Origin of the sequence: Brenneria sp. L3-3C-1 (assembly GCF_016456245.1) — a bacterium.
Classification (GTDB): domain Bacteria; phylum Pseudomonadota; class Gammaproteobacteria; order Enterobacterales; family Enterobacteriaceae; genus Brenneria.
In genome coordinates, this window is the sequence record NZ_JAEMHF010000001.1 from 706,844 (window position 1) to 726,127 (window position 19,284).

A 19,284-nucleotide genomic window follows, 5' to 3' on the forward strand; every position below is an offset into this window, starting at 1 on the left:
TTTGCTACCAAAACCAACCCTGTAAAGGAGCAACCATGTCTGAAATCACACTCTCATTTAACCTGCCGCCCGGCGCGGGACTCTTGACGCCGAACACCGACTCACCGCAGTCCGCCAGCGGGGGAGCTTCGCCCCGTTCCGCACATCAAAACGACCAACTGAAAGAAACGATGGGGATGCTGCTCAGCGCTCTCCTTCTCTCCGCCGCAAGTGGCGGACAAGCGTCATCGGGCAACGATCCGACCGGCCAAGCCGCCGAACCCGGGAGTTCCGGCGGTCAGAACGCCGGTCAGAACAGCAGCGCGGCCGACATGCTGATGAAACTGCTGGAAGCATTGATACCCAACGATGCGCAAAACAACACCTCCTCGGGCGCCGGTCAGGGCGCAGGCGCATCGCCGCTGTCGGGAGCCGCCGGCAGCGGGGACGCGCAACAACCGGAAGACCTGAGCCGGAAATTATTACAGGACACCACAGACAATGCGCTGAGTAACGCCATCAGCCCCACCGGCGACGGCGGTGGTCAGATTAGCGACAACCCGCTGTTGAAAGCGCTGCTGGAACTGATTGCCAACCTGATGGATGCGCAAAAGGGAGCATTCGGTCAGCCGAATAATCAGGACAAGGACATTTCCGCGCCGAGCAGCGCGGCAGCGCCGACGTCATCCGGCGGCGGGAAAGGCGCACCATCCGTTCCTGCCGACGGCAATGTCGGCAGCGGCGGTTCGCCCGGGTTTTCAGCCCCTGCCGGCAACGGCGCCGCGCCCTCTTCACCGCCTTCCTCACCCTCTTCGACCGTAGCAGGCAACGGCGCCGTATCCGATACCGGTAAGGCCGCCGCTGTAGCCTTTCCCACCGCCGGTAGCGACGTCACCACCGTGGATGAAACAATTAAGGTCGGCCCCGGACAAGTTTTTGACGGTGGAGGTAAAACGTTTGTCGCCAGCAGTAAATTAGGCGATGGCAGTCAGAAAGAGGGACAGAAGCCGGTGTTTGAACTGGCTCACGGCGCCACCCTGAAAAACGTGGTGTTTGGCGATAATGCCGCGGACGGCGTGCACGTGCGTGGTGATGCCGAGATTAACAACGTGCATTGGACCAACGTCGGTGAAGATGCGCTAACCGTTAAATCCAACAACGGTAAGCCGGCCAACGTACACATCACCAACAGTAGCGCGCAGAACGCCTCAGACAAAGTGTTCCAACTGAATGCCGATGCCAATCTGACCATTGATAACTTCAAGGTGAAAGATTTCGGCACCTTTATTCGCACCAATGGCGGTCAGCAAGGCAATTGGAACATGAACCTGAGCAATATTGACGCAGAAAACGGCAAGTTCTCTTTTGTGAAAAGCGACAGTGATAACTTAAAAATCACCGGTAACAACATCAATCTGGTGAACGTCAATAATCACTACAAAGTGCCCGATTCCGCCAGCATAGGAGTGAACTAAGATGCTGCACATAACAGGCGATAATCACGCCGCGCCTTCCCGCTGGGCTGACGTGGTGAAGCAGGGGGGATACCTGACCCCCATGCAACGCGAAGCGTTCGAACGCGCTATTGGTTTGGTTCGCGAACAGCTGAATGCCGTGTTGTCGCGGCGAAGCGCGCCATACCGTGGCAAATTCGCGTTTGACGCGTTTGTCGATTCGCTGGAGCCGGACTTTCTGCACCAGGCCGAGGGGCGCATCGCAAACGATTTACACAGCGATGCGGCCCAGACGGCATTCTGGATCGCCCGGCGGGTGGCGGATAATTGCATCGCCCTGCGCCGGCAGTAACGGCGTTTAAAAAGGCGGTGTATCACACCGCCTCAGACAAATAGCGTTATGACGCACGACCGACGCTTATTCTTTAAATGGATGCTGATCCGTTTTAGGTTGCGCGGCGCGGTAGGCATCCATTATCGGCGCCCAGTCCATTCCCTGTGGGATAAGATGTTGCTTAAATAACTCGCCGTATTTTTGATCAAACTCGTCAATACCATATTGCCTTGCCACCGGTACTTTTTTATCGTACCAGTCATCGGTAACCTCTTCGGCAATACCCCGGCCAAGTAATAGATCCGGACTTACGCCAAGCCCACGCCCCATCAAAACAACCTCATAATAGCCGCCGGGCGCCAGCCCAAAGTACAAACGTTCCCGGCGATCATAGCGTCCGTGTATTTGATAAACCGTCCTCATCTGCTGCTCTAAATCCGCGGGTAAATCAACCTTGATGCGGTAACGTTTACGATCGTAGAAGGACACCATTTCTATCACCGCTTCGTCTGGGACAACGACGCCTTCGGTAGGCAATCCGCCCCCCCCGGCCCAGTAGTAACGCTGACCTTTGATTCGGTCACTTAAGAGCCCACCGGCCCCACCGCCAGCTTCGCGATCGGAGTAAACCAGTTTTCCATCACGATAAAACTCCGTCCGCGTATTTCGAGTGATATCAATATTGCTGCCGGTACCATATCGCCATGAAAAGTCCGGGATCATTGGTGTCGCAGCACAGGCAGCCAATGAGATACAAAGCCCCAGTAATACAATAAGTTGTTTAAACATCATGCCTCCTGATTGCCGATGATATGCCGCCGTTCCCGGCTCACGCTGGTTTCCTGTTTGTGGGTATTGGCCGGATTGGCGATACCCTGACTGCTGGCGCTGTGGTGCATATAGTCACGACGCAGCGCCCGGTAAACCTCCGGCGGCAGCGACTGACCCAGGTTCTTCACCACGCCCTGTTCGGTGGCCGCCAGCGCCCAATATTCATCCAATTTAGTCAGATTGACCGCCGGGCGATTAATCGAGAGCGGTTCGAGTTGAAGCATCTTGTCTTCTGAACGCCACGCCTTAAACGGTACGCCGACAGCCCGCCCCGCTTCCACCATCATATGTAACGGAATGCGGGCGTATTCCCCCTCCACCACCCGGCTCATCACCACCTCCACATAAACGGCCTTTCTCGGCCAGGCATCATCCTTCCCGCGCCGCCGGATAAACGAATAGGGAAGTAAACTGATTTCCCCCACCGGTGGCGTGGCCCCACGCCGCAAGTGAGGATTAAGCCGTCCGACCCAGCCCAATGCAACTTTCTCCTCGGCATAGGCCAGCGCCTGACGATAGGCACGGCTGGCCGTATCGGGCGTGGAGGCCTCTTCTTCACTCATAAAGCGCTCCAGTTCGATACACTCGGTCAGCGCCGGGTTGCTGTTCGGGTTACGCAGACTCCAGCGGCTGTAATAGCCGCCGCCGATATCCGAGTGCGCTCCCGGCAGAGCCAGTTCGGTAAAATGCGACGGGATGCTGGTGCCGATGGCCGTAGGGGTAATGCGCGATAGCGGAAAGTGCTTCCGTACTTCATCCAGCGCCGTCAGATGCACCACCCGCTCGGCGCTGTCGTCCCGCAAACGGATATTGACGCGGGGATGGTACGACGATTTGACCGTATCAAACAGCCCGACAAACGCGATGCGCACATCCTCCCGACTGCTCCAGTCAAACCCGGCTTTCAGGCGGATGGTGTCGGTATTGGCCACCGCCCGCACCAGGGGATGGTCGGCCTTATGAGGGTGGCATGGTCTTACTCCTTGTTGTTAAAAGAACGTGTTAACTTCACTGGTTGTATATCCATAAGTTTACTGATTTTTATCATATTATTTTTATTAAACATTGCCTTACATCAACTTTTCTTTAAGTCGAATTTATGCAAGAACTTACGCAACTTTTGTATTTATTCTGCAAGGTTGAGTTACCCTGAGTCCGACAGGCTATCGGGATAAAAAAAAGAAGAAGCGAGGAAATCCCCGCTTCTTCTTTTTTACTAAAGAGTAACCTTTCGGCGATTAACTCCCGAGCTTACCCAGCGCGTTATTGATCAGCTTGTCGCCCAGAATGGAGATATCAATACCAAGCGACTGCCCGCCGTTGCCGCGGGCATTCAGGTTAGTGTTGCCTGTATCCCCGGCAACGGCGCTTTTCACCATACCAACCGCTTTCTGGAACTGCTCCATGCTGTCCGTGGTCATCCCTTCGCGATAAGGCTTTTTAAGCGTTTGAGCCCAGGAACGATCGTCTTCAATATCTTGGCCAAGGCTGACCTTATGAAACTTCGGTTTGCCAAAAACTTCAGGATACTGATCCATGAATTGACCGATATCTTGCGCCACGTCGCGATCTTTCTTATCGACAAAGTGGTGATTTTTGCTGCCATGAAAGCTGATATCGTTTAACGCTTCCAGACCGGCTTTCTGCCCCACGCTCATGCCCAGCGTGCTGCCCAGTTGGTTGAATGAAGACGCCCCATTCAACCCTTCCAGACCGTTATTGCCCAACGCCAATGGCGAGAAGTTGCTGGAGGCCTGACTGTAACCGTTGCCCAAAATTGCCGTCAGCGCATCCTGAACGCCTTGCGTGTAAGCCGAGGTTTCCTCGCTCGTTGGCTGTTTTTGTCCGAACAGGCCGTTCTGACCATTTTGCGCCTGATTGCCGCCCAGCAAGTCGGACAACGCGCTTAGCAGCAGATTGCCCAACTGCATGGAAGGGTTCATGCCGCTCAGACCGGCGCCAAGCCCACTGCCTAACCCGCCGCCGAGGGTACTGCCCAAGCTGCCGCCCAACCCACCACCCAGCATGCTGCCCAAACCGCCGCCGAGCGTACTCCCCAAGCCGCCGCCCAGGCCGCTCGACATACCGCCGCCCATCCCCTGCCCCTGTGAACCGCCGCCCAGCATGCTTCCCATAAACAGCATGGAGGTCATGAGTTCGGACAACTGGTCTACAATAGAATTATTGCCTTGTCCGTTAGCCAGGTTCTGCACCAGCCCCGGCAGACCGTTCGCTTGCGACGGGTTGTCGCCGCCACCGGCCTTAATAGTAATTTGCACAGAGGCACCGCTACCAAGTGAATTAAGCATAATATTTCCTCAACAATTAAATGGATTGTTAAAGCGCCGTCGTATTTGCCCTGCGGAAAATCCAAAGTAGCGCTCCCCATTTAAGTGATTCCGCGGCCGGTTCGGTTCCCCGGTGACGGTTTGAAAAAAGCATTTTCTTCTGAATGACTTATCAACGCGCAGGCAAGCCGGCCAGCCGCCATAAATCGGCGATGACCTGCTGGTGCAAGTCATCGGATACAGGCAACACACAGCGCAATAGCAGGTTCTGACGCTCATCCAGACTGAGATACCACTCCGCGATCGTCTCCGCCTCCAGAAAGCGCCGTTGTAAAATCTGGCGCAGCATACCGGGATAGCGCTTGCCGGGCGCAAGCGCCAATTGCAGGATCTTGCGCCGTTCCTGTTGCGGGGAGTCGAGCTGCTGAAACTGTAGCGTTATGCCAGGCTGGGGTTCCCAGCGGCCGGCCGGCAAGCGGCCCAGCGCGGTCGAAAAATCAGCCTGGCTGGTGAAAACATCCATGTATTCATTCATCCAGGCTGACTCGGCTATAGTCCGCCGGCCCGCTGCGCAAATCCGGCTGCCACCAAATGATGAGCTGCCGATCGTCAGGCTGCGGGCGGCAGGTGACCGACGTACAGTTCACCACCGACCGCGGCGCGGAGCAGGCGCTTAACAACAGCGCCGTAGCAATGAGTAATCCATATTTACGCCATATCATTTCTCTCTTTCTCCTGTCTTATCGCCGCTAGTGAGACGTCAGTAAGGAACGACGCGCCGGTTGCGTCGCTGCCGCAGCCTGCAACGCCAGGAAAATCTCACTGGATTCGCCCGGGGCCAGCAGGGTTTTCGGCCACACCGCCACGGCCAGCGTCCGGCTGCCGGCGCAGGCGGCTTCATCGACGCGCTGCGGTCGCGTACCGGCGTTACGCACCACGCCGACGCTCAATCGCACCTGACCGTTGCTGTACCACTGGTAACGGGCGCTGTCATAGACCAGTCCGGGCTGCGATCGACAGATTTCTCCCAGTCGCGCACCGCGATTTTCCTGTTGAAAGCCGGCCGGAAATTGCTTGCCGGCCAGATCCCGCAGGGCATTTTCCACCAGACTGTACAAATCCGTTTTTCCGTTGCGCTGTGAAACCCGATTCATGATGCCGTTCAACTGGTGCCGGTTTTCCGCTGACACATAGCGTGTCGGATCGGTTTGATCGCCGACCAGATGCGGCGTCAGAATAAACAGCCGTTCACGGCGGGAAACTTCATGCCGGGTGGAGGTAAACAACGCGCCCAACAGCGGGATATCGCCCAGAATCGGGATGCGGCGATCGCGATCGCCGCTCTCTTCCACGTGGAAACCGCCCAGCACCAGCGCCCGGTTTTCGCCAATCAACGCCTGGGTGCTGACCGTACCCCGCTTCACGCCGGATGCGGCGCCGTCGCGCCCGGTTTCAACCTGACCGTCTTCAATATCGATGACCAGTTGGATGCTGCGCTGATCCCCTTGCCCCACCACCCGCGGCGTTACTTGCAGACTGGTGCCGGCGGTAACGGGCTGAATTTCCGCCACCCGTTCACCGGTCGCGGTAATGAACGCCGTGCGGCTGAAATCGACAATCGCCGGCTGGTTTTCCAGTGTCAGCACCGAGGGATTGGCGACGATCGAGGCCGTGCCTTCACCCTCCAGCGCCTGAATATCCGCGAAGAAGCGTTTGAAATCACTGACAAACAGCGTACTGCGCCCCATCATCATGGTGCTGCCCGCGCTGACGTTGCCGAGCTGCGCCTGCCAATTGGCCTCCAGCCGAGATAGCGCGGAGCGATCCACATCCAGAATGATGGCGTCAATGTTGACCAGATTTTGCGGCACATCGATATGCTCGACCAATTGCTGATACTCCTCGCGACGCTTCTCATCATCGCGGATCAGCAACGCATTGTTGCGTACATCGGCGGAGATTTTACCGCTCAGCGTATAACGCCCGCGTTCTTCTCCGCCGCGGGGCGGATTGTTGCGTTCGGCAAGCCGGATCATCATCGATCGGGTGCTTTCGCGCATCGCCTCCATGCCGGGGTCCGACTGCGCCGGAAGCGGCCCCGAGGCGCCGACCGGCGCACTGCGTTGACCGTCCATCAGTTCATTGAGGATCGTGGCGACGCCGGGGATCACGACGCGCTGTTCGCGGTATTGCAGCGTTCGATCAGAAACCGAGGCATAGCGCAGCGGAAATATCATCACCTTGCGGCGTTCATCCTGCTTTTCCCGCTGCTGGCTAAAATTGCGGATTAAATCAATGTAGGCCTGCGGCCCGGTGACCAGCACCACCCCCTCGTCCGGCAGCTCTCCCCAGCCGAAACGCGGATCGAGCAGCCCGATGCCGCTGAGCGCCTGCTTAAGATCGGGCGCGGCGTCCGGTGAAATTTCCAAACGCACCGAGGCCTGTTCATCCTGCGGACTGACATAAAGCGCGTTGTTATAGACAAACCATTGAAAACGATGCTCCAGCGCCAACCGATCGAGAAAAGCAACCGGACTATCGGCCCGAATTTTGGCGCTCACCTCATTGTCGGAAATATTCCCCAGCACCAGATCCACGCCGTAGCTGTTGGCAAAATCGGTCAGAATAATCGACAGCGGCGTCTGTTCCGCCGAATAGGCATAGGCGCCTTTGTTCCATTCCGGCGGCGTGGCGGCATGAAGCGTGGGGACCATGCCGATCAGCACCAGCGACCAGCAAAACACGCGATACAACGCCAATAAAAATCCATATAACGCCTTATGCATGCTGTTCTCCTTGCAAAAAAACCTGCGTATTCAAATTGAGTGATGCAGACAGGGCCGTTCTGGGCGGGGGCAACAATAGGTTCATCCACGCATCCCGTTGATTAAGAAGCGTCTCCAGAGTGCGGCACAGTTGCATGATGTCGTCAGGTTCGCGCCGCATCCATAACCATAGCTGTTGGTCCTGAGGCGAAAGCGACAACATGGCGGCATCATCATGAAACTGGCGACGCGCGGCTTCAGCCAGGCACAGAGCGCGTTCGAGCAGCATGTCGTTCGGCGCGGCGGCAAGCGGAATGGCGGCGCAGCAGGCGATACCGCCCGGATGCCGCATAACGGCCACCGCGCCCCGGTCGATTTCCAGCCGCAACATGGCTGAGGCGCTGTTCAGCCAGTCCTCCAGTACGGCCGCCAAATCAGTTGAAGTCATTGATAATGGCCTTCGCCAAACCATGTTTGACGCTCAACAGTTGCCCGACCGCCCAACTGGCATTCGAGTAATCCATACTGGCTTCAAAAAAGGCGAAACTATCGGCCTGACTGGCCCCCCCGTCCGCGACATTCAAGGCGATGTCGTCCAGTTTCTGCTGTGCGTTAACCAAATGCGTGTCCAGACGACGCTGTGTAGGATTAATAGCCATAATGAACTCTCCTGTGATTGACCTGATAGTTGAGTGATCAATCCATTACGGCGGTTCCCTACGAGAGCGCGTTATTACGCGATTTGCTCGGACGGCGCGCCAGACTCGCCGCTATCCGCTGACATCGGCACGTCCGGCGGCAGCAACTGAGCGATCGCCCGCCGCCAACTCAGCGACATTACGCCGTGGGCGGTAATCAGCTTCAGCGCATCGTCGTCCTGCGTCTCATCACTGGCCAGACGCCATTCCAGATGGGGATGCGCTTTCAGCCAGCGTTCCACTTCCGCTAATTGCCCCGGATGGCAATAAAGCGTGCCTTTCCCTTCCCCCTGTTGCTGCTTTAATAGTTGCTTTAGCAACGCCGTATGCTGCGCCGACTCGGGAACCTCATCCAGTAAACGGCTCAGCGCCTCACGCAGTAATTGTCCGGCCTGCTTTACCAAAATCTGCTCCAGGTTGTCCCGCTCTTGCGCCATCCCCTGCAACAACTGATTCGCCTGCTGCCAAAAGCCGGCTTCGGCTTGCTCAAGCGTTTGACGCGTCTCCTGTTGCGCCCGCTCGCGCGCCTGTTGCAGTAAAATCGCCGCGCGCGCATTGGCCTCGTCCCACAGCGTTCGGCTTCGTTGATGTTCGGCCACCCGCGCCGCGGAAATAATTATCGCTTCATTACCGGTCGCGCCGGGTAATGCGCTAAACGTCTTTCTGGTTAACATCTTCCTTCTCCCGAAATAGAGGTTCATCGTGCTCGACAGCGGCCGCTTTCCAGATCAGCGCATCACATAAGGTATTCAGCCTTGCGCCCGGTAAGGGATTTGCCAGTAATCGGCAGCCTGTCGTCCACGGGCGAGGGAACAGCAACCGTAAGCGGGGCCAGCAACGTTCGCCATAGCAGGCGCGCAGCAGCGTCAGCGTATCGGCATAGTCGTCGTCAATAAAGGTGAGATCGTCAGGTAGCCACAGCCCAGGACGCAGCGCTTTTGCCAGCCGCCGGCACCATTTTCCCTGCTCTTCCGTTACCGCCTGCGCCGGTCGCGGAGGCTGACAAACCAGCGCCATCAGACGCAAAATCTGCTTACGTTGCGAGGCGCTAAGCCGGCCGATATGCATCAGAGAAAATACAGGCGCCTGCGGCAACGAGAGCGGCAGATGAAAATGGCGGCAGACCTGTTGCGCATTGACGTGAATCCATGCCGACGCGTCGCCCATGTCCGGGGGGAAAAACGCCCGACTGTTCCAACTGGCATCGGACTGCAATACGCAGCCCCCGACCCACCATGTCAACGCGTTGAGCGGGATTGCTTTCTCCTTCATGCCGCCCCCGCTCGGTGCTGCTGTGCATCGGCGCGTTTCCGCCGCCACTGCCGTAGATGGGGTTTTCCAACCCGCCACCCCAGCAGACCGATAAGCAGCGCGCCCAGCAGCGCCGCACACCACTGCCAACGCACCATTTCATCCGGCGTCAACGTGAACGGCCCCAGCGTAACCACCGGGATGGTGTCCTGATAAGGTTCCGCAGGTACGAAAACAATCGCCAGATCTTTATCGCTTTTCCCTGCCAGCCCCGGAATACTGCTGGAAACCATTCGTCGAATACGCGGCTCCATGCCGTCCGGATCCAGTTCGGCGCGGTATTTTATAAACACCGCCGCGGAGGCCGGCTGCACCGGTTCGCCGGGCGCAATACGCTCCGGCAGCACCACATGGACTCTGGCGACCAATACGCCGTCGATTTGGGTCAAGGTGGCTTCCACTTCCTGTGACAGCGCATAGATATAGCGCGCCCGCTCTTCCAGGGGCGTCGAGATCACGCCACTTTTCTGAAACACTTCCCCCAGATTGGTGCGCGACTGACGCGGCAAACCCGCGGCGTTAAGAATATTGACCGCCCTTTCCATATCTTGCGCTTCGATCACCAGCGTGACGCCCGTTTTGTCAGCCCGTTTCTCAGCGACAATCTGGTAACGACCCAGCATGGCGATCGCTTCATTGGCATCGTTTTCCGACAGGCCTCGGTTAAGCTCGATAAGCTTCCCGCAGCCGGTCAGCAACAGCGCTAACAAAACAATTATCGCTCGTGTCTGCGTTTTCATAGGCCATTACTGTAAGTTGGTGAGTTTTTCCAGACTCTGCACGCTTTTCGCCACCAGCTTGGCGCTAAGCAGACTTTCCAGGTAAAAAGACGATAGGGTGCGCGTCGCATCCAGCACATCTTTCGGGTTATTGGAACGCATGGATTGCCCCACCTCGCGTTCCGCCTCCTTAAATACCGATCCCAACCCCTGTGATTTTTCGGCCAGCGCGCCCAGCCAACTGCTATTGCCGCTGACCGGCGTCACCGGCGCGTCTTCAAGCGCTGCGCTGAACCAGGACACATCGTGGCTGCTGACCGAGTTCGGTTCCGCTTCAAGGTTGCCGCCTATCGAAGGCTGCTCGTTAACACGGGTAATTTTCATGGTGTGGTATTCCGTCGCGGGCAGGATAAACGTGAAGCCGGGGAATGATTCCCCGGCGGTGTAACCTATTATCAGAACTGGATCGCCTTAGCCGCTTTCTGTCCTGAGTTCAGTGATTTGGATGCAGAATCCATCTGACCATCCAGAATGGAGTTTTCGGTATCCAACGCAATTTTCTGTGCCTGAGCGCCGGCGGCACGAGTCAGCGAACCCGCCATTGCGGAATCCAACGTTTGCGCTGCGCCCTGTGAAGCAATCTGAGAAAGTCCCATCGCCATGATATATCTCCAATATAATGAATGTTTACGGTAGTGAACCGTCATACTGTGCATACAGTTATCTTGTTCATCCATTAAGTGGAAGCGCGCTTCAGGGAGTTCCCGCCCGGGAGAAAGTTTTTATCAAACCAGAACAATTATTAGACCGCTGCGGGTTACCCCTGTACTCCCTTTGACCTCTGTCTTTTAGTACATATTTACCGATTAAGGGTATATGTGAGTTCAGCGCTATTTCGTGCGCGAAAAGAGAGGTATTTTCATGCCACGCCGTAGCACGCGCCCGACGCAGGGCGCTCAAGCGCCGCAGCCCTGCGAACCCTGGCTTTCGGCTGAAATTATGCCGCTGCGCGGTGCCTTCGGAACCGAAGGTCTCCTGTCGAACCGCCAGTGACGCGTTCCCGACGCGGCACTGGCTTTCGCCGCGTCCTGCGGCTCATTCGGGAGACCTCCGATTCCTCAGCATAATTTTTTACGCCGGCCAACGGCAAAAGATGGGAATGAGCCCGAACAATGCAACGTTGCCAAAAAATCATTACCGCGAAACCTCCCCGTGAATTTATAACGAAGAAGCAGTTGACGTATGCAGGCCGGGGGTGACCTACCGCGCGCTGACGTTCAGCACCTTAAGACGGTGATATAACGTGCGTTTGGGGATCCCCAGTTCCATCACCACCTCATCGATGCAGTGATCGTGCCGACGCAGGGAGTCCTGAATAAGGAATCTCTCGATACGCTTTAACCGGTCTCGCAGTTGCAGAGGGGAATGACGCGCCAGCGGCACCATGGCCAACGGAGAAATCCCCAGCACCCAGCGTTCGGCCGCCGCCTTTAACTCGCGGATATTACCGGGCCAGGCGTGGGTCAGCAGCAATTCGTGAATATCCGCCGTCAACAGCGGTACGGACCTTTTCAGACGTTGCGCGGCTTCCAGACTGAAACGCTGAAAGAGCGGGATAATTAAATCACTGCACGAACGCAAAGTGGGCAACTGTATTTTTACCGTATCCAGCCGAAAATAGAGATCCCGTCTGAATAAGCCTTTCTCCACCAGTTGCAGCAACGGCGTTTGGGTCGCCACTATCACCCGCATATCGACAGGCGTAAATTGCGTGCTGCCCAACCGCTTTACGCCCCGGCTTTCCAGCACCCGCAGCATTTTAGCCTGTAGCGTCATCGGCATACTGTCGATCTCATCCAGAAAAAGGATGCCTTTGTCGGCGCTTTCCAGATAACCGGCGCGGGAGCGGCTGGCGCCGGTATAGGCGCCGGACACCACGCCGAACAATTCGCTTTCCGCCAGACTCTCGGGAATAGCCGCGCAGTTCACCGCAACCAGCGGGCCGCTGCATTTTGATGCCTGATGAATACGGTGAGCCAGCGTATCTTTCCCTGTTCCGGTTTCTCCTTCCAGTACAATATCGACATTGAGTGGTGCAATGGTGTTGATCAGAGGAGACAACGCCGCGTGAAAATCATCGCTGTAATGCGCGGCAGTCTCTGGAATCAAATGAGAATGTCCATCTTGATAGAAATCATTAATCATGCCTGCTCCTGCGCCCATCCGGGCTAACTTTATACCTTCCGTATACCGCTCATGGTTAAATTGGCCATTCGATCCATACAACACCGGGGAGGATTAGCGAACCCGGTTACACGTTGTTGAAACCGTAACAAGCATTACCGGCATTGAAAATTGAAACTATCGGATTATCGCTGAACATCACGTAGGAATTGCCGAAAATATTGTCAGGAAATTCCTACAATTTTGAAATTAATCCATATAAATACAATAGGTTAATGAAAAATCCAATATTAAAGAAATCGTAAGGTTATATTCAAGAAACTGTAAAGGCCGCTCAGGCGATCAGCTTTTTGGTAAACACATATTTAATAATTTCAGCATTGGTGCTGAACTGCATTTTTTCCATCAGACGCGCCTTATGGGTACTGACGGTTTTGTTGCTGATCGCCAGCTCATCGGCGATGGTGTTAATCCCCATGCCCTGCGCGAACATGATCATGATTTGCAGCTCACGCGACGTTAAGATGTCGTGCGCCGCCCGGCCGCTTTCCCCGCAGTTGGAGAACACCAGTTGCTCGGCAATCGTATGGTCGATATAGCGCGCCCCGCCGGCCACCCGTCGAATGGCGGACAGCAGCGCCTCCGGATCCTTATCTTTGGTGATGTAGCCTCTGGCGCCGCTCTTGAGCGCGTGCTGGGCGATTTGCGCCTCGCTGAACATGCTGAGCACCAGAATCGGCAACCGGGGATACTGCGCCACGATGCGCAGTATCAGCGCTTCGCCGCTGATACCGGGCATACACATATCCAGCAGCAGCATATCAATTTGGTGACAGCGCAACTGGGTCAACACCTGCGCCCCGCTGCCCGCCTCCGCCACCACGCTCAACGCCGCATCCAGCGCAAAAATCTGCTTCAGCCCTTCACGCATGATCACGTGGTCGTCGGCGATCATTAAACGTATCTGTTTAGACATAGCATCATTCCTTTTTGTAAGTTGTTCCGGCTTCAGCTCGCCGCTTCCTTGGGAAAACTCAGTTGTACCACCGTCCCTTTTCCTTGCGTACTCTTGATAGACACATCGCCGCCCAGCATACGTCCGCGCTCTTTCATGCTTATCAGACCAAAGGCGTTTGGGTTATTGATCCGTACATCGAAGCCCTTACCGTTATCCTGAATACGCAACACGACCCTGTTAGGTTGGTTCTTCAGCGTTATCACCACCTGTGTTGCATCGGCATAGCGGGCCACATTGGTCAGGGATTCCTGCGCGACGCGGAACGCCGCCGTGGCGCTTTCATCATTAAGCACCACCCGCGGGCCGCTGCACTTGAACAGACAGACGGTACGATGATTACGGTTGAATTCGTCGCACAACCACTCCAGCGACGGCGTCAGCCCCATATTCAGCACATTGGGCCGCAGTTGGGTGGCGACATTGCGCACCACCTGGATGGTCTGATCCGATAACAGCATCAGTTTCTGCAACGGCTCCAGCATATCCGGGTTATTTTTGGCAAAACACATCCGCAGCAGCGACAGGCTCATACGGATGGTCGTCAGATGTTGCCCCAGTTCGTCATGGATCTCCTGGGCGATGTGTTTACGCTCTTCCTCGCGTGAAATTTCGCGCTGGCGCGCCAGCAGACGCAGTTGCATATGTGAATCCGCCAGCTTTTTCTCCGCGTAGCGGATCGCCGTGATATCCCTGCCCACCGTCAGGATAGAAACCAGCGCGCCATGCTGATCAAATTCAGGCACACAGCGAATATGTTGAATAGCCTGGTGGCGCTGAACGCCTTTTCCCCGTTCTTCCATGAGTTCGCCTTCGGCGCTGCTGCGTGTATCCACCACCTGTTTCACCAGTTGTTCCATCCGCGCCGCGCATCCTGCCCCCGGCATCAATTCGGTCATCATACGCCCGCGTAATTGCTCGATGGTGAAATTAAGGTGGGTCAGCGTCGCCGGGTTGGCGTACAGGCAGTTTAATTGCGGATCAAAACGAATAATCAAATCGGGCGTATTTTCGACCAGCGCGCGAAACTCCTGTTCTCGTGCATAGGCCAACTGCTCAATATGTTTACGTTCCCTGATATCTCTTACTACACACATGCTGTAGCTACATCCTTTATGTTTGAAGTGGGTTAAATTGACTTCTACCGGAATAATCATGCCATATCGGGTCATGTGCTGCGTTTCAAAGGTTATTCCTCTATCCGAGTTATATTCCTGCCACCAGGTCGGTATGCGATTCTGAGAAGGCCAGCGAGGATCGATATCCACCACGCTCAGGCGCATAAACTCGGTTATGCTGTAGCCCAGCGTCTGACAGGCGGCTTCATTGGCGTAACAAAAGCGCTCCTCGGCATTTACGATATAAATCGCATCTTTGATGCGGCTGAATGCAAAATCCACCAATTCCAGTTTGGGGAGTTGCGTATCGTGATCCGCACGAAAGGGTTGGGTAAACATCATTGTCATCTCCTTGGTGAATTAAGATTACCTGCATGGCCCCGCCATGCAGGTGTTTCGTCAACGCCACAGGATTATTGACAGGGAAAAACCGGCGATGATGAAGATCGCATCACCTGACAGCGACAATTATCCGCGCTGCCGAACACGGTTCAGGCATCCACAGCGCGACGAATAGCGTAACGTGCGCGCGACAAACGCGAGCGCACCGTACCAATAGGAATATTCAGCCGTACAGCAAGATCCTGATAGCTGGCGTCGGAATCAACCAGCTGAATCAGCATTTGGCAAGTGTCCTCCGGTAAATACGCCATCGCCTCAAGCGCTCTCTTCAGCGCATTCTGGCTCTCGGTGATAATGCCCGGATCGGCATCACCCGCCAGGTGTTCCAGCGCTTCATCCCCTATTTCCTGTGAACGCAGCCTGGCCTGTCTGAAATAATTGCGCACCAGATTAAGCGCAATACCAAATACCCAGGTCTCCGGGCGAGAGGCGCCGGCAAACTTATCCTGATGTTTCAGCACTTCCAGATAGGTCATTTGCTGTAAATCCTCGACGTCGTCATGGTTACCGACACGTTTGTAGATGAAGTGATACAGCTTCTTCCCGTGCTGACGAAACACCGCCTCCCAGTTAACAGAAGGCGTCGGGTATACCGCGTTGACTTGCTCGGCATGTGTCAGGGTGAACATTTCCATTGGTTTACTCTCCGTTAATTTGCCCCTATTGGCGAAAACGGTAGAGCAAGCCCTGTGCCAGCCCGACTTTAATTTTATCTAACTGATATTTAAATATTTAATTTTAACACAGCCTATCTTTGTGCCATTTTTTGCCAAGAAAAACCAATTGATTTCGCCAGTTTTTGCAATATGCAAAATAACATTTCAGTCACATTACCACTCTCCCGGACGCCGCAAATTGCTTTCACGCTATTTTCGGGAACCTGCCGCGCTTTTCCGCCACACAACAGCACTTGTCGATTCACGCAGGACCGCAAAATGATCAAGATCCCCGGTGTCTTACCGCCAACTACGCCGTTGACTCGGCAGATAACCAGCGACGATGAGCCGGCGGCCGCGGCAACACCGAAAGCCACGGCGCAACATGCGCCGCTGCACGCGCCGTTATCGACCTCAATGGAAGAAATCGCCATGGCGTTCGGCGAGCATGCCGAGCGCAGAAGCAAGTCCCTGAACCGGCGTCATATTAGCCAGCCGGAGGGGCACACCACGGCCAGCGTCGAGCGGATTGAAAAACTCACTGAATTGTTCCGAATGCTGGAAAATCCGTCACAGAGTACGCTGGATGAACAGCTAGGCCGCATGCGCAACCTGTTGATGCGGGAAACGCCGCCAACGCTGGACGATATTCTACAGGCTGCCGGCAATGACCCGGCGCGCGGCGATATTCTGTTACGCCACGTTCTCAGTCAGGCGCAGGAGCAACCGGCGCTGGCGGCGGTGGCTGAACAGGCGCTGCAAACGCTGCATCAGGCAAAAGGGCCGGAGGTTCGGGCGGGGTTGAATACGGCAGCGGCCATTTCCCTGTTCAGCACCCAGCCGGAACAAAAACAGGCCATGCGCGATCTCTATTACCAGAAAATCGTGCATCAGCAATCGGCCAGCGCCCTGCTGGATTCGTTGCTGGAGCGTTTTGACAGCAAAACCTTTTCTATCGGATTGAGAACGTTGCAACGTGCGTTGGCGGCGGACATCGCATCACTGGCGCCGTCCATTTCCAAAACCGTCTTAAGCAAGATGCTGAGCAACCTCAACGACGCGCAACATTTAAGCCATACGCTGTCGTCCAGTCAGGCCCTGCTCGCCCGGCTGGAAACCAAACTCCCGGCGTTTACGCTCGGCGCGGTGGATTTGACGCGCCGCTTGATCGGCCTGAGCGCCAACGGCGCCTATGCCCGCGATCTGCATAACCTGGGGCGGGAAGTGGCGGGTACGCAACCGCACCATCAAACGCTGTTTTTCAATGGCCTGCTGCCGCTGGTGAGTCAACTGCCGCAGCCGCTGTGGCGCGATGTCAAAAACCGGCAAACGGCGCTACAGATTATTCGCGGTCTGATCGGCGAATTCGCGCAGTATGAAAAACAGCAGGCCGCCCATTCGCCGGGTAAGGGGTCGGCATGAATCTACTGATCGTCTTTCTTAACCGCATCGCCCTGAGCGCCATGCAGCGCTCCGAGGTGGTGGGGGCCGTTATCGTCATGTCGATCGTGTTCATGATGATTATTCCGCTGCCAACCAGCCTGATTGACGTGCTGATTGCTTTTAACATCTGTATTTCGTCGCTATTGATCGTCCTGGCGATGTATTTACCCAAGCCGCTGGCTTTCTCCACCTTCCCGGCGGTATTGCTGCTGACCACCATGTTCCGGTTGGCGCTGTCCATCTCCACGACTCGCCAGATCCTGTTGCAACAGGACGGCGGTCATATCGTGGAAGCGTTCGGCAACTATGTGGTGGGCGGTAATCTGGCGGTCGGTCTGGTGATCTTCCTGATTTTGACCGTGGTGAACTTTCTGGTGATCACCAAAGGTTCCGAGCGGGTGGCCGAGGTCGCGGCGCGTTTTACGCTGGACGCCATGCCCGGTAAGCAAATGTCTATCGACAGCGATCTGCGGGCCGGATTGATTGAAGCCCATCAGGCTCGCCAGCGGCGTGAGAATCTAGCCAAAGAAAGCCAGTTGTTCGGGGCGATGGACGGAGCGATGAAATTCGTTAAGGGCGACGCCATCGCCTCGCTGGTGATTGTGTTTATCAATATGATCGGCGGCTTCGCTATCGGCGTATTGCAGCATGAGATGGCCGCCGCCGACGCCATGCATATCTATTCGGTGTTAACCATCGGCGATGGACTGATCGCCCAGATCCCGGCGCTGCTGATCTCCCTGACCGCCGGGATGATTATCACCCGCGTCTCGGCAGACGGACAAAAAGTTGACGCCAATATCGGCCGGGAAATCGCCGAGCAGCTGACCAGTCAGCCGAAAGCCTGGATTATTTCCGCCATTGGCATGTTCGGTTTTGCCTTGCTGCCCGGTATGCCGACCCTGGTGTTTGTCATGATCAGCCTGAGCTCGCTGGGTAGCGGCCTGTTTCAACTTTGGCGCATCAAACAGCAAGGGTTGCTGAGTGAAAGCCAGTTGCAGGCGGATAACCTGCCCGCGGAGCAAAACGGCTATCAGGACTTGCGTCGCTTCAACCCGACCCGCGCCTATTTACTGCTTTTTCATCCGGTCTGGCAGGGGCAACCGGCGACCCTTTCGCTGATACAAAATATTCGCCGCTTGCGCAACCGGCTGGTTTACCAGTTCGGCTTTACTCTGCCGTCGTTTGATATCGAGTTCAGCGCTCGTCTCGCCGAGGATGAATTTCAGTTTTGCGTGTATGAGATCCCTTACGTCAAAGCGACTTTCACCGCCGACCTTGTTGCCGTGAGGCTATCGTCCGTCGATCGGCAAATGCCCGACGGGCATGAGCCGGGATCGCCGTTAAGGGAAGAAAACCACTGGCTGTGGCTGCCGCAGACGCATGCCGCGCTACAGCAGGATGAGATGGCGTATTGGTCTGCGGAACAGTTGATTCTTGAACGGATGGAGCAGGCTATCCACCGCACCGGCGCGCAGTTCATCGGTTTGCAGGAAACCAAATCCATTCTGGCCTGGCTGGAGAGCGAACAACCGGAACTGGCGCAGGAGTTGCAACGCATTATGCCGCTGTCGCGTTTTGCCGGCGTATTGCAGCGGCTGGCTTCCGAACGGGTTCCGTTACGTTCGGTTCGCCCGATTGCCGAAGCGCTGATTGAGGTCGGCCAGCATGAACGGGATACCCATGCATTGACCGACTACGTACGTCTGGCGCTGAAGTCGCAAATTTGCCATCAGTATAGTCAGGAGAACAGCCTGGCCGTCTGGCTGTTGACGCCGGAAAGCGAAGAACAACTGCGCGACGCGCTGCGCCAAACGCAAAATGAAACCTTCTTTGCGCTGGCGCAGGACGATGCAGGCGCCCTGCTCGAACAACTGCGGCGCGCCTTTCCGTCCTTTGCGCCGCTCTCCGGTCTGCTGCTGGTGGCGCAAGACTTACGCAGCCCGCTGCGGACGCTATTGCAGGACGAATTCCACCGCGTTCCGGTGCTCTCTTTTACCGAACTGGAATCCAATTTGTCGATCAACGTCATCGGGCGCATTGACCTGTATGACGCCTCAGCCCCTTTTAGCGCATAGGAAGAAGAT

Annotated in this window: 22 protein-coding genes; 5 read left to right on the plus strand and 17 right to left on the minus strand. The window is 56.0% G+C overall.

The window, feature by feature from the left end; translation table 11 throughout:
* Positions 1-35: 35 nt before the first annotated feature.
* Together JG725_RS03230 and JG725_RS03235 are read left to right on the plus strand one after the other, a co-directional pair.
* Complete coding sequence (locus JG725_RS03230; RefSeq protein ID WP_172287503.1) at positions 36-1,454, plus strand: pectate lyase; 1,419 nt, start codon at positions 36-38, stop codon at positions 1,452-1,454.
* A gap of 1 nt (position 1,455) precedes the next feature.
* Complete coding sequence (locus JG725_RS03235; protein WP_172287501.1) at positions 1,456-1,785, plus strand: DNA-binding protein; 330 nt, start codon at positions 1,456-1,458, stop codon at positions 1,783-1,785.
* A gap of 66 nt (positions 1,786-1,851) precedes the next feature.
* Here JG725_RS03235 and JG725_RS03240 read toward each other — a convergent pair whose 3' ends face one another.
* From JG725_RS03240 to JG725_RS03300, 13 genes are all read right to left on the minus strand, one after another.
* Positions 1,852-2,556, minus strand: a complete 705-nt coding sequence (locus JG725_RS03240) for a DUF2931 family protein (protein WP_199376552.1) — start codon at positions 2,554-2,556, stop codon at positions 1,852-1,854.
* A complete protein-coding gene (locus JG725_RS03245) occupies positions 2,556-3,530 on the minus strand; it encodes a DUF2235 domain-containing protein (RefSeq protein ID WP_330528677.1) in 975 nt (324 codons plus the stop codon). The genes JG725_RS03240 and JG725_RS03245 overlap by 1 nt, the downstream gene beginning before the upstream one ends.
* 306 nt (positions 3,531-3,836) lie before the next feature.
* Entirely contained in the window at positions 3,837-4,907 is a 1,071-nt protein-coding gene (locus JG725_RS03250; protein ID WP_233356292.1) for a harpin HrpZ family protein, read from the minus strand.
* Between the two features lie 151 nt (positions 4,908-5,058).
* Positions 5,059-5,421 (minus strand): type III secretion protein, encoded by a 363-nt coding sequence (locus JG725_RS03255; protein ID WP_199376554.1) that lies wholly within the window; start codon positions 5,419-5,421, stop codon positions 5,059-5,061.
* Entirely contained in the window at positions 5,414-5,608 is a 195-nt protein-coding gene (hrpT, locus tag JG725_RS03260; RefSeq protein ID WP_172289441.1) for an HrpT family type III secretion system protein, read from the minus strand. The genes JG725_RS03255 and hrpT overlap by 8 nt, the downstream gene beginning before the upstream one ends.
* A gap of 27 nt (positions 5,609-5,635) precedes the next feature.
* A complete protein-coding gene (sctC, locus tag JG725_RS03265) occupies positions 5,636-7,672 on the minus strand; it encodes a type III secretion system outer membrane ring subunit SctC (protein ID WP_172289440.1) in 2,037 nt (678 codons plus the stop codon).
* Positions 7,665-8,099 (minus strand): type III secretion system chaperone, encoded by a 435-nt coding sequence (locus JG725_RS03270; RefSeq protein ID WP_172289439.1) that lies wholly within the window; start codon positions 8,097-8,099, stop codon positions 7,665-7,667. Before JG725_RS03270 ends, sctC begins: the two co-directional genes overlap by 8 nt.
* On the minus strand, positions 8,086-8,310 hold the full coding sequence (locus tag JG725_RS03275; protein ID WP_172289438.1) for a type III secretion protein HrpF: 225 nt from the start codon (positions 8,308-8,310) through the stop codon (positions 8,086-8,088). Before JG725_RS03275 ends, JG725_RS03270 begins: the two co-directional genes overlap by 14 nt.
* Positions 8,311-8,384: 74 nt before the next feature.
* On the minus strand, positions 8,385-9,023 hold the full coding sequence (sctL, locus tag JG725_RS03280; RefSeq protein ID WP_199376556.1) for a type III secretion system stator protein SctL: 639 nt from the start codon (positions 9,021-9,023) through the stop codon (positions 8,385-8,387).
* The gene (locus JG725_RS03285) at positions 9,001-9,621 is read right to left on the minus strand and encodes a type III secretion protein (RefSeq protein WP_199376558.1); all 621 of its coding nucleotides are present in this window, start codon (positions 9,619-9,621) and stop codon (positions 9,001-9,003) included. Before JG725_RS03285 ends, sctL begins: the two co-directional genes overlap by 23 nt.
* Positions 9,618-10,400, minus strand: coding sequence for a type III secretion system inner membrane ring lipoprotein SctJ (sctJ, locus tag JG725_RS03290; protein WP_172289435.1), 783 nt, complete (start codon positions 10,398-10,400; stop codon positions 9,618-9,620). The genes JG725_RS03285 and sctJ overlap by 4 nt, the downstream gene beginning before the upstream one ends.
* A 6-nt stretch (positions 10,401-10,406) precedes the next feature.
* Complete coding sequence (locus JG725_RS03295) at positions 10,407-10,763, minus strand: EscI/YscI/HrpB family type III secretion system inner rod protein (RefSeq protein WP_172289434.1); 357 nt, start codon at positions 10,761-10,763, stop codon at positions 10,407-10,409.
* Positions 10,764-10,834: 71 nt separating this feature from the next.
* Positions 10,835-11,041 (minus strand): hypothetical protein, encoded by a 207-nt coding sequence (locus tag JG725_RS03300; RefSeq protein WP_172289433.1) that lies wholly within the window; start codon positions 11,039-11,041, stop codon positions 10,835-10,837.
* A 259-nt stretch (positions 11,042-11,300) separates the two neighbouring features.
* Here JG725_RS03300 and JG725_RS20785 point away from each other — a divergent pair, with 259 nt between their 5' ends.
* Entirely contained in the window at positions 11,301-11,432 is a 132-nt protein-coding gene (locus tag JG725_RS20785; protein WP_255556131.1) for a hypothetical protein, read from the plus strand.
* A gap of 207 nt (positions 11,433-11,639) precedes the next feature.
* Here the strand turns inward: JG725_RS20785 and JG725_RS03305 are convergent, their stop codons facing one another.
* The 4 genes from JG725_RS03305 to JG725_RS03320 all read right to left on the minus strand — a co-directional run bounded on the left by JG725_RS03305 (position 11,640) and on the right by JG725_RS03320 (position 15,733).
* Positions 11,640-12,584 carry a sigma 54-interacting transcriptional regulator gene (locus JG725_RS03305; protein ID WP_172289432.1) on the minus strand — a complete coding sequence of 315 codons (945 nt, stop codon included), beginning with the start codon at positions 12,582-12,584 and terminating at the stop codon, positions 11,640-11,642.
* A gap of 313 nt (positions 12,585-12,897) precedes the next feature.
* Positions 12,898-13,539 carry a response regulator transcription factor gene (locus JG725_RS03310; protein WP_172289431.1) on the minus strand — a complete coding sequence of 214 codons (642 nt, stop codon included), beginning with the start codon at positions 13,537-13,539 and terminating at the stop codon, positions 12,898-12,900.
* A gap of 32 nt (positions 13,540-13,571) precedes the next feature.
* Positions 13,572-15,038, minus strand: coding sequence for a PAS domain S-box protein (locus JG725_RS03315; RefSeq protein ID WP_172289430.1), 1,467 nt, complete (start codon positions 15,036-15,038; stop codon positions 13,572-13,574).
* A 149-nt stretch (positions 15,039-15,187) separates the two neighbouring features.
* Complete coding sequence (locus JG725_RS03320; protein WP_172289429.1) at positions 15,188-15,733, minus strand: RNA polymerase sigma factor; 546 nt, start codon at positions 15,731-15,733, stop codon at positions 15,188-15,190.
* Between the two features lie 300 nt (positions 15,734-16,033).
* On the opposite strand from JG725_RS03320, the gene sctW reads away from it, so the two are divergent.
* Positions 16,034-17,176, plus strand: a complete 1,143-nt coding sequence (gene sctW, locus JG725_RS03325) for a type III secretion system gatekeeper subunit SctW (protein WP_172289428.1) — start codon at positions 16,034-16,036, stop codon at positions 17,174-17,176.
* On the plus strand, positions 17,173-19,275 hold the full coding sequence (gene sctV, locus JG725_RS03330) for a type III secretion system export apparatus subunit SctV (RefSeq protein ID WP_199376560.1): 2,103 nt from the start codon (positions 17,173-17,175) through the stop codon (positions 19,273-19,275). Before sctW ends, sctV begins: the two co-directional genes overlap by 4 nt.
* Positions 19,276-19,284 lie beyond the last annotated feature (9 nt).

Coding starts and splice junctions, on each gene's coding strand:
- JG725_RS03230 (WP_172287503.1), top strand. CDS start 36: ATGTCTGAAATCACACTCTCATTTAACCTGCCGCCCGGCGCGGGACTC.
- JG725_RS03235 (WP_172287501.1), top strand. CDS start 1,456: ATGCTGCACATAACAGGCGATAATCACGCCGCGCCTTCCCGCTGGGCT.
- JG725_RS03240 (WP_199376552.1), bottom strand. CDS start 2,556: ATGTTTAAACAACTTATTGTATTACTGGGGCTTTGTATCTCATTGGCT.
- JG725_RS03250 (WP_233356292.1), bottom strand. CDS start 4,907: ATGCTTAATTCACTTGGTAGCGGTGCCTCTGTGCAAATTACTATTAAG.
- JG725_RS03255 (WP_199376554.1), bottom strand. CDS start 5,421: ATGAATGAATACATGGATGTTTTCACCAGCCAGGCTGATTTTTCGACC.
- hrpT (WP_172289441.1), bottom strand. CDS start 5,608: ATGATATGGCGTAAATATGGATTACTCATTGCTACGGCGCTGTTGTTA.
- sctC (WP_172289440.1), bottom strand. CDS start 7,672: ATGCATAAGGCGTTATATGGATTTTTATTGGCGTTGTATCGCGTGTTT.
- JG725_RS03270 (WP_172289439.1), bottom strand. CDS start 8,099: ATGACTTCAACTGATTTGGCGGCCGTACTGGAGGACTGGCTGAACAGC.
- JG725_RS03275 (WP_172289438.1), bottom strand. CDS start 8,310: ATGGCTATTAATCCTACACAGCGTCGTCTGGACACGCATTTGGTTAAC.
- sctL (WP_199376556.1), bottom strand. CDS start 9,023: ATGTTAACCAGAAAGACGTTTAGCGCATTACCCGGCGCGACCGGTAAT.
- JG725_RS03285 (WP_199376558.1), bottom strand. CDS start 9,621: ATGAAGGAGAAAGCAATCCCGCTCAACGCGTTGACATGGTGGGTCGGG.
- sctJ (WP_172289435.1), bottom strand. CDS start 10,400: ATGAAAACGCAGACACGAGCGATAATTGTTTTGTTAGCGCTGTTGCTG.
- JG725_RS03295 (WP_172289434.1), bottom strand. CDS start 10,763: ATGAAAATTACCCGTGTTAACGAGCAGCCTTCGATAGGCGGCAACCTT.
- JG725_RS03300 (WP_172289433.1), bottom strand. CDS start 11,041: ATGGCGATGGGACTTTCTCAGATTGCTTCACAGGGCGCAGCGCAAACG.
- JG725_RS20785 (WP_255556131.1), top strand. CDS start 11,301: ATGCCACGCCGTAGCACGCGCCCGACGCAGGGCGCTCAAGCGCCGCAG.
- JG725_RS03305 (WP_172289432.1), bottom strand. CDS start 12,584: ATGATTAATGATTTCTATCAAGATGGACATTCTCATTTGATTCCAGAG.
- JG725_RS03310 (WP_172289431.1), bottom strand. CDS start 13,539: ATGTCTAAACAGATACGTTTAATGATCGCCGACGACCACGTGATCATG.
- JG725_RS03315 (WP_172289430.1), bottom strand. CDS start 15,038: ATGATGTTTACCCAACCCTTTCGTGCGGATCACGATACGCAACTCCCC.
- JG725_RS03320 (WP_172289429.1), bottom strand. CDS start 15,733: ATGGAAATGTTCACCCTGACACATGCCGAGCAAGTCAACGCGGTATAC.
- sctW (WP_172289428.1), top strand. CDS start 16,034: ATGATCAAGATCCCCGGTGTCTTACCGCCAACTACGCCGTTGACTCGG.
- sctV (WP_199376560.1), top strand. CDS start 17,173: ATGAATCTACTGATCGTCTTTCTTAACCGCATCGCCCTGAGCGCCATG.